At 66.0% G+C, this 15,003-nt stretch carries 13 protein-coding genes; 4 read left to right on the forward strand and 9 right to left on the reverse strand.

All coding sequences use genetic code 11. The features are described from left to right. Positions 1-184: 184 nt before the first annotated feature. Complete coding sequence (locus E3C22_RS22885) at positions 185-562, forward strand: gamma-butyrobetaine hydroxylase family protein (protein ID WP_245515152.1); 378 nt, start codon at positions 185-187, stop codon at positions 560-562. Between the two features lie 30 nt (positions 563-592). Here E3C22_RS22885 and E3C22_RS22890 read toward each other — a convergent pair whose 3' ends face one another. The 9 genes from E3C22_RS22890 to E3C22_RS22935 all read right to left on the reverse strand — a co-directional run bounded on the left by E3C22_RS22890 (position 593) and on the right by E3C22_RS22935 (position 7,571). Beyond that, positions 593-1,207 (reverse strand): pyridoxamine 5'-phosphate oxidase family protein, encoded by a 615-nt coding sequence (locus tag E3C22_RS22890; RefSeq protein ID WP_134764206.1) that lies wholly within the window; start codon positions 1,205-1,207, stop codon positions 593-595. 220 nt (positions 1,208-1,427) lie between these two features. Then, the gene (locus E3C22_RS22895) at positions 1,428-2,042 is read right to left on the reverse strand and encodes a glutathione S-transferase family protein (RefSeq protein WP_134764207.1); all 615 of its coding nucleotides are present in this window, start codon (positions 2,040-2,042) and stop codon (positions 1,428-1,430) included. A gap of 111 nt (positions 2,043-2,153) precedes the next feature. After that, positions 2,154-2,843, reverse strand: a complete 690-nt coding sequence (locus tag E3C22_RS22900; protein ID WP_134764208.1) for an SOS response-associated peptidase — start codon at positions 2,841-2,843, stop codon at positions 2,154-2,156. Between the two features lie 39 nt (positions 2,844-2,882). Beyond that, positions 2,883-3,416 (reverse strand): GNAT family N-acetyltransferase, encoded by a 534-nt coding sequence (locus tag E3C22_RS22905; RefSeq protein ID WP_134764209.1) that lies wholly within the window; start codon positions 3,414-3,416, stop codon positions 2,883-2,885. A 5-nt stretch (positions 3,417-3,421) separates the two neighbouring features. Beyond that, a complete protein-coding gene (locus E3C22_RS22910) occupies positions 3,422-3,721 on the reverse strand; it encodes a type II toxin-antitoxin system TacA family antitoxin (RefSeq protein ID WP_134764210.1) in 300 nt (99 codons plus the stop codon). 72 nt (positions 3,722-3,793) lie between these two features. Then, positions 3,794-4,318, reverse strand: coding sequence for a winged helix DNA-binding protein (locus tag E3C22_RS22915; RefSeq protein WP_134764211.1), 525 nt, complete (start codon positions 4,316-4,318; stop codon positions 3,794-3,796). Positions 4,319-4,320: 2 nt separating this feature from the next. Next, positions 4,321-5,628, reverse strand: a complete 1,308-nt coding sequence (locus E3C22_RS22920) for a TRAP transporter large permease (RefSeq protein WP_134764212.1) — start codon at positions 5,626-5,628, stop codon at positions 4,321-4,323. Further along, entirely contained in the window at positions 5,628-6,164 is a 537-nt protein-coding gene (locus E3C22_RS22925) for a TRAP transporter small permease (protein ID WP_134764213.1), read from the reverse strand. Before E3C22_RS22925 ends, E3C22_RS22920 begins: the two co-directional genes overlap by 1 nt. A gap of 432 nt (positions 6,165-6,596) precedes the next feature. Beyond that, the gene (locus E3C22_RS22935) at positions 6,597-7,571 is read right to left on the reverse strand and encodes a TRAP transporter substrate-binding protein (RefSeq protein ID WP_134764214.1); all 975 of its coding nucleotides are present in this window, start codon (positions 7,569-7,571) and stop codon (positions 6,597-6,599) included. A 121-nt stretch (positions 7,572-7,692) separates the two neighbouring features. Between E3C22_RS22935 and E3C22_RS22940 the strand changes: the two genes are divergently transcribed. The 3 genes from E3C22_RS22940 to E3C22_RS22950 all read left to right on the forward strand — a co-directional run. Then, positions 7,693-11,559, forward strand: coding sequence for a hydantoinase B/oxoprolinase family protein (locus E3C22_RS22940; RefSeq protein ID WP_134764215.1), 3,867 nt, complete (start codon positions 7,693-7,695; stop codon positions 11,557-11,559). Between the two features lie 344 nt (positions 11,560-11,903). Then, positions 11,904-13,772 (forward strand): methyl-accepting chemotaxis protein, encoded by a 1,869-nt coding sequence (locus tag E3C22_RS22945; protein ID WP_245515153.1) that lies wholly within the window; start codon positions 11,904-11,906, stop codon positions 13,770-13,772. Between the two features lie 267 nt (positions 13,773-14,039). Beyond that, on the forward strand, positions 14,040-15,003 hold a 964-nt coding region (locus E3C22_RS22950; RefSeq protein ID WP_134764217.1), incomplete at its 3' end, for a HAMP domain-containing protein.

The raw sequence follows: 15,003 nt of genomic DNA on the forward strand, positions 1-15,003 counted from the left end.
CGATTTCCATCTTCGGCCTTCGTCCTTTCGAGACGTTCGATCTTGCAATCGGAGTGTCGAATGTGGAAGTGCGGGGGCGAGGGGTCAAGCCGGCGCTTTCGATCAACCCATTGGCGAGACCCATGAACCGGGCCCGGCCGGGGCCTTGGATGGCTCGGCGGGAACGGCGCCGGCGAAAAAAAGGATGGTTGCATCGATGGACGGCAAGCTGGAAGCGCCGAGCGAGCTGCGCGTCGCCAAGGACCGGCGGATGCTGACGGTCACCTGGAAGGACGGCGCGCGGGACGAGTTTTCCGCCGAGTTCCTGCGGGTGCTGTCGCCTTCGGCGGAGGTGCGCGGCCATTCCGAGGCCGACCGCAAGACGATGTCCGGCAAGAAGGACGTGACGATCGCCGATCTGCAGCCGATCGGCCACTATGCGATCCGCATCGTGTTTTCCGACGGCCACGACAGCGGGCTGTTCTCCTGGACCTATCTTTCCGAACTCGGCCGCGACAGGGACGCCCGCTGGCAGGGCTATCTCGACGAACTCAAGGCCAAGGGGCTGAAGCGCGAGGCCTGAGGCGCGACGTCTGAAGCGTTCGGGACGCCCTCAATAGATCGTCTGCTTCAACCGCTCGGGATAGTCGGCGTCGTATTTCGCGCCGTCGAAATCCGCCATCCGCGCGGCGAGCATCTCGCCGGTGCTCGGCAGCGACCTGCGATCCACCTGGCTGGCGGGATCCCACAGGCGGGAGCGCACCAGCGCCTTCTGGCACTGGAAATAGACGCTGGCGATCCGCACCCGCAACACGCTGCGCGGCAGCTTGCCGTTCATCGCGAAGCGCTCGAGAAGGTCCGCCGCGGTGTCGATCTCGCCGGTGCCGCTGACCCGCAGCGTCTCGCCGATGCCGGGGATCAGGAAGAGCAGGGAGATGCGCGGATCGCGGACGATGTTGGTCAGGGTGTCGACCCGGTTGTTGCCGAGCCGGTCCGGCAGGAGCAGCGTCCGCTCGTCCTCGATGGCGACGAAGCCGGCCGGATCGCCGCGCGGCGAACAGTCGAGACCCTCCGGCCCGACGCTGGCGATCAGCACGAAGGGCGCCGCCTCGACGAAGGCACGGTAATGCGCCGTCAGATGATCGGCTTCCTTGGCGAGCGAGGTGTCGGAGGGCGTGCCGTAGCGGGCGGCGAGCTCCTCGAGAGAACGGATGATGGTGTCACTCACTAGATGGTCCCCCGGCGCTGCCTGTAAGGCGACTTTCAAGATGCCGGCCGGGCCTGTCAACGCGGGATGCGTCCGGGTGGCAATTGCAGCGCCGCGCGTCCGACAGGATGCGCCAAGGGCGCTCCCGCTCTCTCGATCGACGCATCGTGCCTTTTGGAAAATCGATACCGATTTCGGGCCGATGCTGCAGGCGGCGCCGCCACGTCCCCTTCGGTCTGCTTCAGCCGGTCGCCTGGGCCCGCTTGAAGGCGTCGCGATCGGTGATGCGCCCGACGAAGCCCATGATTGCCTCGCTCTCCTTCACTCGCGGCGCGCCGAACATCGAGAACCACCACAGCGTCGCGCCGAGCGCCAGGTCGGCGGCGGTGAAGCTGTCGCCGGTGACATAGGGGCGATCGGCGAGCCGGCCCTCGATCGTATCGATGACGTCGTCATAGCTGCCCCAGCCGAGAGCCATCCGGGGAAGCGGCGGGGCGTCCTTGCGCATCATCGCGTCGACGCCGGCCGGCTCGAGGCAGGAGGGTGCGAAGAACAGCCAGCGGTAATAGGTGGCCCGCTCCGGCGTCGCGGGTGCCGAGGCGAGACCGGCTTGCGGAAAACAGTCGGCAAGATGGGCGAGTATCGCCGCCGTCTCGGTCATCACCGTGCCGTCCGGCAGGATCAGCGTCGGCAGTTTGCCCATCGGGTTGATGGCGAGGAAGTCCGGCTTGCGGTTGTCGCCCTTCTCGAAGTCGACGGGGACGAGCTCGTAGTCGGCACCGACTTCCTCCAGCATCCAGCGGGCCACCGAGGCGCGGCTCTGGGGGTTGTAGTAAAGCTTGAAACGGCCCTGCATGACATCGCCTCGTTAGAACAAAGAGTGAATATCTGCAGAATGCACCGACGATCGTGACGGGATTGCGACGGCCGGCCCAATTTGTCGAGGCAACAGCCGGTGCGACTAAAATCAAAGCAGGCGCGGCTGATCCGGCAGTGGCGGTTCGGCCTCGCCGCCATCCTCCCGTGCGCCTTCGGCAACGATGGCGAGCGCGCCGTCGGGCAGGGGGCGCTGCAGCGCCGCGGCCTCGACCCAGGGTGCCGTCATCCAGAGGTCGATCTCGGCCGGTTCGGTGAGGATCACCGGCATCGCCTTCGGGTGCACGCGGCCGACTTCGAGATTGGGTTCCGATGTGAGGAAGCCGAAGACATCGGCCGTCACCTCGCCTTCCTTGACCTTCCTGACACTCGTCCACTCCGTCCAGATGCCGGCGAAGACGGCGAGCGGACGGTCCTCAGAGAGTGCGAACCACACCGGAACCTTCTTGCCGGCCCGGTCCTCATATTCGGAAAAGCTGGTGAAGGGAACGACGCAGCGGTGTTCCGGCCCGAGCCAGCGGCGCCAGTGCGGGCTCTTGACGTTGCGGATGTTGGTGACGCCGCTGTCAGCCTTGCGGTTCTTCAGGACGAAGGCCGGCGAGGGCATGCCCCAGCGCATCATTGTCAGCTCGCGGACGCCTTCCCGGTTGCGCACCACCGGCGCGGCGTAGTCGGGAAAGATCCCCGGCAGTGGCGGCAGGTTGCCGGTCCGGTCGAGGGTCGCCCGGGTGAATTCGCGGATCGCCTGCTGGCCCTTCGTGACGGAATAGAGATTACACATGGAAAGGCTCTCCGGCAGATCGATCGCCGAACTCGATCTTCAAGGTCGGTGTGGCGGGGCGGGTTCGCCCATTGCCGTCTTCGTACTCGTATCGACGATATCGGCCATCGGACGGAAGAGGACAAAAGGGTCGCGTCTGCTCGGCACGAAGCCGCGGCGCCGCCAGAACGCAGCCGCTGGATCGTCCACAGCCCGGACCATCAGGGCGCGACCACCGATGAGCTGGGATGCGGATATAGCCCGCAACAGCGTGTGCCTGAGAAGACCTGTTCCAATCCCTCGACCGGCAAAAGCTTCGTCAGTCGCGAGCTGTCCGAGGAGAAGACAGGGCACAGGGTCAGGTGGCTGACCGGTGCGGATCGCTCGTGGCAGGATGTCCGGCACCACGGCCGTGGGCGATAGCCCGTAGAAGCCGACGACGCGCTTTTCTTCATGGACGACGATGACCGCTGTGAAGCCTCTCTTCATGTTGGATAGGGCGCGAAATTTCAGCCAGTGATCCAGCGCCGGCTTGCCGCAACTGAAGCTTGATATGTCGTGTCCTTCGTCGAGCGGTTCGGGCGATGATACCATGCTCGTCAGTTCTCTGGATCGTCGCTCGCTTGCCACGGGGCGGGTCTGGCGAGCACCTCGGCGATCTCGGGTACGAACTGGGCAGGCGCAGACAATGCCGCCACGAAGTCCGCAAAGCTATCCTCGCTCATGCGGATCAGGCGAGCTTCCATGAGAATGTCTTCGGCTGCACGCACCGCCGCCTCGCGAACGAAGTCCGTGCGCGAGCGACCCCGCAATGCCGCCGCGCGATCGATCAGATCGACGTCTCCGGCAGGGAACCGCATGGAAATGGGATGTTCGCGGCGGTCTTTCAGGCTGGCCATGGCGTGCTCCTTCCGAACGACACCTAGCAAGTCGTATTGCAAGCTACAATACAGACGCGTGAGGTCCGGACGCTATAGGCTCGCTGCCGTGCGGGCCGCCTGGTCGTAGTGACCGGAGAGCAGGCGCAGGAGATGGGCGATCTCGCTCATCCGCTCGGCCGAGAGGCCGAGTTCGGAAATGCCGTCGACGAGCAGCTTCTCGCGCAGGTCGCGGTAGCGCTGGCAGGCCGTCTCGCCGGCCTCGGAGACCTGGATCAGCCGTTCCTTGCCGACCTTTTCCCGGGCAAGCAGCCCCTTCGCCTCGAGCTTCTTCAACGCATAGGTGACGAGATGGGTGTCCTCGATGCCGAGTACGAGGCAGATGTCGGCGAGGCGCTTGGGCTTGCCGCGGTGGCAGACCGTGTGGAGGACGAGGATCTCCGTCGCCGTCAGCCCCGGCTCGCCCGCCGCCGTCATGCAGCGGACCATCCAGCGCTCGAAGGCGTGGTGCGACAGGATCATCCCGAACTCGACCTCCGACAGCGCCGGTGCGCCGCCATCGGCGAGATGGGAGGAGGAGACGATCGGGCCGATCGCGGTGTCCTTCGGGTCGCTCATCGTCAGCCCTTGGAGAACATCGTGCGCGGCAGGAACAGCGCCAGATCCGGGAGCAGGGCGAGCAGCACCACCATCAAGGCGAGAAGGCCGAAGAACGGCGCCGTCGCCCTGGCGATGCGGAAGATGTCCTGGCCGGTGAGGCCCTGGATGACGAAGAGGTTGAAGCCGACGGGGGGCGTGATCTGCGCCATCTCGACGACGATGACGAGATAGATGCCGAACCAGACGAGGTCGAAGCCGGCCTGGTCGACCAGCGGCATGATCACCGAGGTGGTCAGCACCACCATCGAGATGCCGTCGAGGAAGCAGCCGAGGATCATGAAGAAGATCGTCAGGGCAAAGAGCAGCGCGTAAGGGGAAAGCCCGAGCGAGGCGATCCAGCCGGCGAGTTCCCGCGGCAGGCCGGTGAAGCCCATGGCCGTCGTGACGAGGGCGGCGCCGGCGAGGATGAAGGTGATCATCGCCGAGACGCGGGTCGCCGCCATCAGCCCGTCCTCGAACTCGGCAAATGAGAGGCCGCCCTGCGCCCTTGCAATCACCAGCGCGATGACGACGCCGATGACGGCGGCCTCGGTGGGCGAGGCGATGCCGCCATAGATCGAGCCGATGACGCCGAGGATCAGCAGCACGGCCGGGGCGATGCGCATCGCCGCCTTGAGCTTGCTCTCCTTGGCAAGGACGTCGGCGTTTTCCGGCATCAGCGTCGGGTTCAGCGTCGCCGCCAGACCGACATATCCCATGAACAGGAGCGCCAGGAGGATCCCCGGCAGGACGCCGGCGATGAACAGCCGCGAGATCGACTGCTCGACCGCCGCGCCGTAGACGATGAGGATGATCGAGGGCGGGATCAGGAGGCCGAGCGTGCCGGAGCCGGCCAGCGAGCCGATGGCGATCCTGTCGTCATAGCCGCGCTTTTTCAGCTCCGGCAGCGAGATCTTGCCGATCGTCTGGGTGGTCGCCGCCGAGGAGCCGGAAATCGCCGCGAAGATCGCGCAGCCGACGATGTTGACATGGACGAGCCGTCCCGGCAGCCGCCGCATCAGCGGCGCGAGGCCGGCGAAGAGATCGTCGGAGAGCCTCGAGCGGAACAGGATCTCGCCCATCCAGATGAACATCGGCAGGGCGGTGAGGTCCCAGGAGGTCGAGGCCGACCAGAAGGAGGTGGCGAGGATCTGCGCGTCGGGGAGGGACGGGCGCGACAGCAGCGCGACGAGGGCGGTCAGCGTCAGGGCGAGGCCGACCCAGAGGCCGAGGGCGAGGGCGCCGAACAGCGCGGCGACGACGAGAAGCGAGAGGGTGAAGATGTCCATCAGATGCTCTCCCCGCCGCCGCTGATCCGGTCGTCGCCGGAAAAGGCGAGCACCGCCTCGTCGATCAGCGCGATGGTGAAGACCAGGAGGCCGGCGGCGAGGCAGCCCTGCGGCAGGGCCAGCGGCACGGCGACGAGGCCGTAGGAGACGTCGCCATAGGTAAGGCTCTTCATCGCCAGCGCCGCCAGGGCATAAGTGGCGAAGGCCGCGAGGGCCGCGCCGATCAGCGCGACGACGCCGTCGAGGATCTGACGGGGCCTCTCAGGAAGACGCGTGGTCAGGAGGTCGACACGGATGTGGACGTTCTTTGCCAGCGTCTCGGCGAGGGCGAGAAAGGTCGAGGCGCCGAGCAGGAAGCCGCCGATCTCGGCGAGCCCCGGCACCGCGAAGCCGGTGGCCCCTGTGCCGAGCGACGTCAGCCCCCAGTCAAGAAGCCGCGCACCCACCTGCAGGGCGACGAGGACGAGGATCGCGACGAGGCAGAACGCCGCCAGCCATCCTGCCATCCTGTAGAGCGTGTCGAGGGCGTGTCGCATGGGACCTCGCTGTTGTCGGGTGGGAGGGGCGGCTTGAGGAGAGAGAAGGGCGCTGGCCTGGTCGGGGGAATGAGGCGGGACGGGCCGGCAGCGCTTGGGGTCTATCCACCTCCACCGACAGTGCCTGGGTTACCCCCCTCTGTCCTGCCGGACATCTCCCCCTCAAGGGGGGAGATCAGCAGCTTTGCCACCGGCCTCTCGCCGTCAGCGCTTCTGCCAATTGAAGCGTCTACACCGACGGGCAGACTTTAAGGCAGGATCGATCTCCCCCCTTGAGGGGGAGATGCCCGGCAGGGCAGAGGGGGGGCGCGAAGGGTGCCGACGTGAGCCGCACGTCACCTGCCATGCCTTCTTCGTCCAAACCCTCTCTCAGGTCGCCGCTTCCCGACATTGTCAAGGGCGGCCCCCCGCCGCCTCGAGCGATGGACGTCCCTAGGATCCCTGATAGGCCTCGATGATCTTCGCGCCGGCCTCGCCCGCCTCGGTCTTCCACGCCTCGGTCAGCGTCTCGCCGATCTTCTGGAAGCCGGACTTCAGGTCGTCGGAGGGCTCCTCGACCTTGATGCCGTTCTCCTTCAGGAGATCCGTGGTGCGCTTGGTCTCTTCCTCGGAGGCCTGCCAGCCCCGGGTCTCGGCCTCGCCCGCCGCCTTCATGATGGCGTCCTGGGCTTCCTGCGGCAGAGCCTCGAAGGCGCTTTCGTTGACGATCACCATGTTGCGCGGCAGCCAGGCGTTCATCGTGTAGTAGTTCGACAGGAAATCCCAGGCCTTGGAATCGACGCCGGTCGACGGCGAGGTCATCATCGCCTCGACCCGGCCGGTCGAAAAGGCGGTCGGGATGTCGGAGGCCTCGATCTGGGTCGGGGTCATGCCGGCGGCCTTGGCGAGTTCCTCGGTCGACTTGTTGTAGGCGCGGAAGGTCTTGCCCTGGAGATCGCCCATCTTGGCGACGCCCTCCTTGGTGTAGAGGCCCTGCGGCGGCCACGGCACCGAGAACAGGAGCTTCAGCCCCTCCTTGCCGAGCGCCTCTTCCATCGCCGGCTTCTGCGCGTCGTAGAGCTTCTTGGCTTCCTCGTAGCTCGTCGCCAGGAACGGCACGGAATCGACGCCGAAGATCGGATCCTCGTTGGAGAGCCGCGAGACCAGCAACTCGCCGATCGGAACGATGCCGTCGCGCACCGAATTCTTGATGTCGGGATGCTTGATCAGCGACTGGTTGTTGTGGACCGTGATCTCGACGGCGTCGCCCGCAGCCTCGTTCACCTCGTCGACGAACTGGGCGATGTTCTTCTCGTGGAAGTTTCCTTCCGGATAGGGGGTCGGCATGTCCCAGGCGGTCTGGGCCGCGGCAAGGCCCGGCCAGGCGATCGCGCCGGCGGCCAGGATCAGGGTGGGCAGATGCTTCATGTCAGGCTCCCTTGTCGTTCGGTGAGAAGAGACTTCCATGGAATTTGCCTCCCGTCAAATACATTGATAATCTACCGATAAATCGCCGACAAATGATCAATCATACAGCAGGATGCCCATCATGCAGGCAGGCACTCAGGCGGATCCGCAGGCAACCCTAGCCGGCAAATGGGACTTCTTCGTCGATCGCGGCGGCACCTTCACCGACATCATCGGCAAGGCGCCGGACGGATCGCTCCACGCCAGGAAGCTGCTGTCGGAAAATCCCGGCGTCTACGACGATGCCGCGCTGGAGGGCATCCGGCAGACCCTCGGCATAAAGACCGGCGGCGCCATTCCGCCGGGCCGGGTCGGCACGGTGCGGATGGGCACGACGGTCGCCACCAACGCGCTTCTGGAGCGCAAGGGCGACGAGACGTTGCTGCTGATCACCAAAGGCTTCCGCGATGCCCTGAAGATCGCCTATCAGGCGCGGCCGGACATCTTCGCCAAGGAGATCGTCCTGCCCGAGCAGCTCTATGCCAGGGTCGCGGAAGTGCCGGAACGGGTGCTCGCCGACGGCACGGTGGAGCTCGACCTCGACGCCGACGCGGCGAAGCAGGCCCTCGAACAAGCCAGGGCGGACGGCATCGATGCCGTCGCCATCGTCTTCATGCATGCCTGGCACTACCCCGAGCACGAGACGAAGGCGAAGGCGCTCGCCGAACAGGCGGGCTTTGCGCAGATCTCGGTGAGCCACGAGGTCTCGCCGCTGGTCAAGCTCGTCGGACGCGGCGACACCACGGTGGTCGACGCCTATCTGACGCCGATCCTCAGGCGCTATGTCGACAAGGTCGCCGCGGCGCTCGGCGCCGAGACCGGCGACGAGGCGGCGCCCTCGCTGCAGTTCATGATGTCGTCGGGCGGGCTGACGGCGGCCGAGATGTTCCAGGGCAAGGACGCGATCCTGTCCGGCCCCGCCGGCGGCGTCGTCGGCATGGCCGAGACGGCGAAGGCGGCGGGCTTCGACAAGGTCATCGGCTTCGACATGGGCGGCACGTCGACGGACGTCACCCACTATGCCGGCTCCTACGAGCGGGCGCTGGATTCCGAAGTGGCGGGCGTCCGGATCCGTGCGCCGATGCTGAGGATCCACACGGTCGCGGCCGGCGGCGGCTCGATTCTATCGGTGGATCAGGGCCGCTTCCAGGTCGGGCCGGCCTCGGCCGGCGCCCATCCGGGGCCGGCAGCCTATGGCAAGGGAGGACCGCTCACCGTCACCGACGCCAATGTCATGCTCGGCAAGCTGAAGCCGGAGCTGTTTCCGGCGGTGTTCGGGCCGAACCAGGACCAGCGCCTCGACGTCGCCGTCGTCCGGGAGAAGTTTCAGGAACTCGCCGCAAGGCTCGGCGACGGGCGCGCGCCCGAAGAGATCGCCGAGGGGTTCCTGACCATCGCCGTCGAGAACATGGCCAATGCGATCAAGAAGATCTCGGTGCAGCGCGGCTACGACGTCTCGAAATACCTCCTGAATTCCTTCGGCGGCGCCGGCGGCCAGCATGCCTGTCTCGTCGCGGATGCCCTGTCGATGGAAAGCGTTCTCGTCCATCCGATGTCGGGCCTCCTGTCGGCCTATGGCATCGGCCTGTCGTCGCTGTTTTCCACCCGCTCACAAGCGCTGGTCGCACCGCTTGGCGAAGAGTCGAGGGCCGAGATCGAGACGCTGGCCGGAAGGCTTTCGAAGGAAACCGCCGGCGAGGTGGAGGCGCAGGGCGTTGCGGCTGGCGATCACGCCACCGAGGTGCTGCTGCAGCTGCGCTATGACGGCACCGACACGACCTTGCCCGTCGCCTATGCCGGCTCTCTCGACAAGGCCCGCGAAGCCTTCGAGGCGGCGCACAAGGCGCAGTTCGGCTTCGTCTATCCGGGCCGGGCGATCACCGTCGAGACGGTGTCGGTCGAGACCAGCGAGAATCCGCGGGAAAAGGCGTCGGGCGTCACCGGCGCGGCCGGCAGCTTCAACGAGGGCTCCATCGAGAGCGGGAGCTTCTTCACCGGTGGCAGTGCCCGCGACGCGAAGATCATCCGCCGCGACACTTTCGGCCCGGGCGCCAGGGTGAAGGGCCCGGCGCTGATCGTCGAGCCGAACCAGACCATCGTCGTCGAGCCCGGCTGGGCCGCCGAGACCACGAAGGACAACGACGTCCTCTTGACGCGCGTCGAGGCGAAGCCGCGCCTTGCCGCGCTCGGGACCTCGGGCGGCAAGGAAGGGCAGGGCGCCGATCCGGTGCTGCTCGAGGTGTTCAACAACCTCTTCATGTCGATCGCCGAGCAGATGGGCGTGACGCTGCAGAACACCGCCTCCTCGGTCAACATCAAGGAGCGGCTCGATTTTTCCTGCGCGGTCTTCGATGCCAAGGGCGCGCTGGTCGCCAACGCGCCGCACATGCCGGTGCATCTCGGCTCGATGGACCGCTCGGTCGAGGCGATCATCGCCCAGAACGAGGGCCAGATCCGCCCCGGCGACGTCTTCGCGCTGAATGCCCCCTACAACGGCGGCACGCATCTGCCGGACATCACGGTGGTGACACCGGTGTTCGAGGAAGGTGCCACCGATCCCTCGCCCTTCGAGGCCCGCCCGCCTGAGGGCGACCGGGCACCTCAGGATGAGGGATCGGGAGACGGCGACGCCCGACATCGGGGAGAGGTGCGCGGCGATGAGGTTTCCCCTCATCCTGAGGTGCGAGCGGAGCGAGCCTCGAAGGGCGAGGGGAAACCTTCACAATCCGCAGACCGCCGCATTCTCTTCTACGTCGCCTCGCGCGGCCATCATGCCGATGTCGGCGGCATCGCGCCGGGCTCGATGACGCCGCGGGCGACGAAGGTCGACGAGGAGGGCGTCCTCATCGACAATCTGAAGCTGGTCGCGGAGGGTGAATTCCAGGAAGACGAGCTGCGCCGCGTCCTCACCGACCATCCCTATCCGGCCCGCAACCCGGACCAGAACGTCGCCGATCTGAAGGCCCAGATCGCCGCCAACGAGAAGGGCGTCGCCGAGCTCCGCCGGATGGTCGAGAATTTCGGCCTCGAAACCGTCAAGGCCTATATGGACTTCGTCCAGGACAATGCGGCCGAAGCGGTGCGCGAGTTGATCGAAACGCTCGGCGACTGCTCCTACGAATATCCAACCGATTCCGGCCAGGTGATCAAGGTGAAGGTGACGATCGACAAGCAAAGCCGCGAGGCGACGGTCGATTTCACCGGCACCTCGCCGTCGATCGAGAACAACTTCAACGCCCCCGAACCGGTGACCCGCGCCGCGGTCCTCTACGTCTTCCGGGTGATGGTGGAAAAGCCGATCCCGATGAATGCCGGCTGCCTCAGGCCGGTGACGATCGTGGTGCCGGAAGGCTCGATGCTGAAGCCGGAATATCCCGCCGCCGTCGTCGCCGGCAATGTCGAGACCTCCCAGCACGTGACCAATGCCCTGTTCGGGGCCTTCGAGGCGCTGTCGAACTCGGAAGGCACGATGAACAACCTGACCTTCGGCGACGAGCGCTACCAGTATTACGAGACGATCTGCTCCGGCTCGCCGGCCGGCCGGATGAATGACGGGCGAAGCTTTGCCGGGACCTCGGGCGTCCACGTCCACATGACCAATTCGCGGCTCACCGATCCGGAGATCCTCGAAATGCGCTACCCGGTGGTGCTGGAAGATTTCCGTATCCGCGAGGGATCCGGCGGCACCGGCGAAAAGTCCGGCGGCGACGGCACCAGGCGCACCATCCGGTTTCTGCAGACCATGGATTGCGCGATCCTCTCCTCCCATCGCACCCAGCCGCCGAAGGGCATCTGCGGCGGCGGCGCCGGCGAGATGGGCCGCACCGAAGTCAGGCGGCTCGACGGCACGCTGGAGGAACTTTCCGGCTGCGACCAGACGGTCCTTCAGGCCGGCGAGGCGGTGATCGTCACCACGCCGACGCCGGGCGGCTTCGGCCGGGCGGGGTGAGATTCCTTTCGGTGACGGGGTCGCTCCGGCGGCTCCGTCGCCGCTCATCCCTGGGACGAACGGTCAGGATGACGCATGGTCGGCAGCAGCGGCTTCTGCACCGAGAACGTTTAAATTTGTCTATTCGCGGCTTTTGATGGAAGTTACTTTGAGTTTTATTTTCGCCCGCCAAAGGAAATAAAGAATAAATTATATATTGTAATGGATAGAATGTGACGTCTGCGGACAACCGGGTCCGTTCCAGGAGGAAAGCGTTGACGTCAATGAAGAATCTCCGGATATCAGCGAAGCTGACATATTCGTTCTGTGCCCTGACATTGGTTGCCCTGTTGATGGGAGCATCGGTGTTCTGGAGCATCCGGCAGGTCGAGGTGGGATCGACCGAAAAGGACCAGAACATCGCGTTGACGCAGGCCGCGGTGACCGCGCGCTTTGCTCTTGCCCGCCAGGAAAATTCCCTTCGCGGCTTCATGATCACCCGGGATCCGTATTTCGCCAAGCGGGTGAAAGAGCACCACCAGAGCTTCGAGGCGGCGCTCGCCAAGCTTCTCGCCGATGCCGGGCCCGAGAGCGAATTTGCCGGCCAATACGAGCCGATCAAGAAGGCGATGACCGACTGGCAGACCCAGATCGCCGATCCGGTGATCGCCAAGGCCGGTAACGAGGCGACCTATCCGGCGGCGCTGGCGATCTTCAATTCCGGCAAGGCCGACGAATTCATCGAGCCGATCGAAAACGGCATCGACGCGGCGCTCGACAAGGCGCGCGCTGCGATGGCCGGATCGAGCGCGAAGGAAGCCGCGGAGATTTCGCGGGCGACGCTGACGATCGTCGTCGGCGTCCTCGTTTCCGTCGCCGCTGCGCTCGGCTTCGGCATCCTTCTGTCGCGCGCCGTCTCCCGCCCGATCAACCTGATGACCGGCGCGATGCGGCGGCTTGCCTCCGGCGACAAGTCGGTCGAGGTTCCGGCCGTCGGCCGCAAGGACGAGATTGGCCAGATGGCCGGCGCCGTTCAGGTGTTCAAGGAGCAGGCGATCGAGCGCGATCGTCTGGAACAGGCCGCCGAGACCGCCCGCGTTTCGGAAGCTGCCGCCAAGCAGCGCCAGGCCGATCTCGAACACGCCAAGGCCGAGGATCTCAGAGCCTTCATGGGCGTCGTCGACGCAAGCTTCGACCGGCTCTCCTCGGGTGATCTCACCGTCCGCATGGCCGGCGAGGTGGCGCCGGAATTCGAGCCGATCAAGGCGAAGTTCAATGCGTCGGTCGAGGAACTCGAAGGCGCCATCGGCCGCGTCGTCGGCGCGGTCGGGACGATCCGCACCGGCCTCAACGAGATCACGGTGGCCTCCAACGATCTCGCCAACCGCACCGAGCAGCAGGCGGCCTCGCTGGAAGAGACCGTCGCCGCCCTCAGCCAGGTGTCGAGCGCCATCAACGGCACGGCGGACAATGCCGGCCATGCCCGCCGGACGATGGAATCGGCGCGCGAGAAGGCGAGCCGCGGCGGCGAGATCGTCGCCCAGGCGGTCACCGCGATGAACGAGATCGAGGGCTCGTCGCAGCAGATCACCCAGATCATCTCGGTGATCGACGAGATCGCCTTCCAGACCAACCTCCTGGCCCTGAATGCTGGTGTCGAGGCGGCGCGGGCCGGCGAGGCCGGCAAGGGTTTCGCCGTCGTCGCCCAGGAAGTGCGGGCTCTGGCCCAGCGATCGGCGGAAGCGGCCAAGGAGATCAAGGGCCTGATCACCGCGTCGTCGGAGCAGGTGGAGCGCGGCGTCGAACTGGTGACGGCGTCCGGCAAGAGCCTCGACGAGATCGTCGCGGAAGTCGCCGGCATGGCCGAGGTGGTGGCGAAGATCGCCGATTCGGCCCGCGAGCAGGCGACGGGCCTTCGCGAGGTCTCGGGCGCTGCCGACCAGATGGACAAGGTGACCCAGCAGAATGCCGCGATGGTGGAACAGTCCACCGCCGCCGCACAGACGCTGTCGGCCGAGACCGACAGCCTTGCCCAGACCATCGCCCGCTTCAAGGTGACGGGTGGCGCCAGCGCCGGGGCAGGTCGAGCCAGTCAGCCGGCGCAGCGCCCGGCGGCGGTGAGGCCCGCCCAGCCGAAGCCGGCTTCCAGGCCGGTGGCGCAGTTGCGCAGCACCGGCACCGGCGGCGCGGCGAGGAAGCCCGCCGATGCGCAGGACAGCTGGGAAGAGTTCTGACCGGCGCCTGCCGAGTGGAGTGCAAGGACGCTCCACTCGCATATGATCGAAGCATCGGACCGAAAGCGAATGGACTTTTCGGGCCGATGCTTCGCAGCAATCGGATCGAAGGAAGGCGGGCGAAGCTTCTCCTGTCACTTCTGACGGCAAAATTTCCGCAGTGCAGCGAAAGCTCAACTCGGCCTTAAGCTCTCTTCGTAAGATTGACGATTATCGGCCGCCGCTCCGGCAGCCTCCAGTTCGATCGCTTCCGAAGGGCTCGTTGCCATGACTCTCAGCAGTCTCAAAATCTCAAGCAAACTGGCGGCGGTCTTCGCCGTCATGGTCGTCATCGTCGTCGGCATGGGAATGGTGGTGCATTCGCGTCTCTCCGCCATCGAAGCGGCGAATAACGAGATGCAGCACCACTCGCAGATCCGGGACGTTTCTCGCGACATCCGGATGGCGGTGTCGCGCATGGAGGCTGCTATGCGGGCCTTCATGCTGACCAGGAACGAGCGCTACACCAAGGCGATCGACGCCCGCCAGACCTCGATCGGCGAGTCGCTCGGCAACTTGCGCAAACTTGCGCCAGCGCGCAGCGCCGAATTCGATGCCATCGAGACATCCATTGCTTCCTGGCGGAAGGCGGTGGTCGATCCGATCGTCGCTGCCGCACGCAGTCCTTACGGTCTCAGCGGTGCGCTCACGCGCTTCCAGAGCGAGGATGCGGACAAGGCGATCGAGGCCGCAGAAAACGCCATCGATGCCCTGACAAATGCGGAGACGGCGAGCGTCGCGGCGGGCTCGAACGACCAGCTCTCGGCTGGATCTTCCGCCCAACTCGCTCTCATCGGCGGCATCGCCGCTCTCGTCCTCGCGACAACCTTCTCGGGCTGGCTGCTCGCGCGGCTGATCGCAACGCCGATCCGTTCGATGACACAAACGATGCGGCGGCTTGCCTCCGGCGACAAGTCGGTCGAGGTTCCGGCGGTCGGCCGCAAGGACGAGATCGGCCAGATGGCCGGCGCGGTGCAGGTGTTCAAGGAGCAGGCGATCGAGCGCGACCGGCTGGAGACCGATGCCGAGACCGCCCGGGTTTCCGAGGCGGAGGCGAAGCAGCGGCAGGCCGATCTCGAACACGCCAAGGCCGAGGATCTCAGAGCCTTCATGGGCGTCGTCGACGCAAGCTTCGATCGTCTGTCCTCGGGCGACCTGACGGTCCGCATGGCGGGCAAGGTCGCGCCGGAAT

The sequence above is a fragment of the Jiella endophytica genome (genome assembly GCF_004519335.1).
Lineage (GTDB): Bacteria > Pseudomonadota > Alphaproteobacteria > Rhizobiales > Rhizobiaceae > Jiella > Jiella endophytica.

Excerpts from the sequence above, each read along its gene's own strand:
- E3C22_RS22885 (WP_245515152.1), top strand. The coding sequence starts at position 185 with ATGGTTGCATCGATGGACGGCAAGCTGGAAGCGCCGAGCGAGCTGCGC.
- E3C22_RS22895 (WP_134764207.1), bottom strand. The coding sequence starts at position 2,042 with ATGCAGGGCCGTTTCAAGCTTTACTACAACCCCCAGAGCCGCGCCTCG.
- E3C22_RS22900 (WP_134764208.1), bottom strand. The coding sequence starts at position 2,843 with ATGTGTAATCTCTATTCCGTCACGAAGGGCCAGCAGGCGATCCGCGAA.
- E3C22_RS22905 (WP_134764209.1), bottom strand. The coding sequence starts at position 3,416 with ATGGTATCATCGCCCGAACCGCTCGACGAAGGACACGACATATCAAGC.
- E3C22_RS22910 (WP_134764210.1), bottom strand. The coding sequence starts at position 3,721 with ATGGCCAGCCTGAAAGACCGCCGCGAACATCCCATTTCCATGCGGTTC.
- E3C22_RS22915 (WP_134764211.1), bottom strand. The coding sequence starts at position 4,318 with ATGAGCGACCCGAAGGACACCGCGATCGGCCCGATCGTCTCCTCCTCC.
- E3C22_RS22920 (WP_134764212.1), bottom strand. The coding sequence starts at position 5,628 with ATGGACATCTTCACCCTCTCGCTTCTCGTCGTCGCCGCGCTGTTCGGC.
- E3C22_RS22925 (WP_134764213.1), bottom strand. The coding sequence starts at position 6,164 with ATGCGACACGCCCTCGACACGCTCTACAGGATGGCAGGATGGCTGGCG.
- E3C22_RS22935 (WP_134764214.1), bottom strand. The coding sequence starts at position 7,571 with ATGAAGCATCTGCCCACCCTGATCCTGGCCGCCGGCGCGATCGCCTGG.
- E3C22_RS22940 (WP_134764215.1), top strand. The coding sequence starts at position 7,693 with ATGCAGGCAGGCACTCAGGCGGATCCGCAGGCAACCCTAGCCGGCAAA.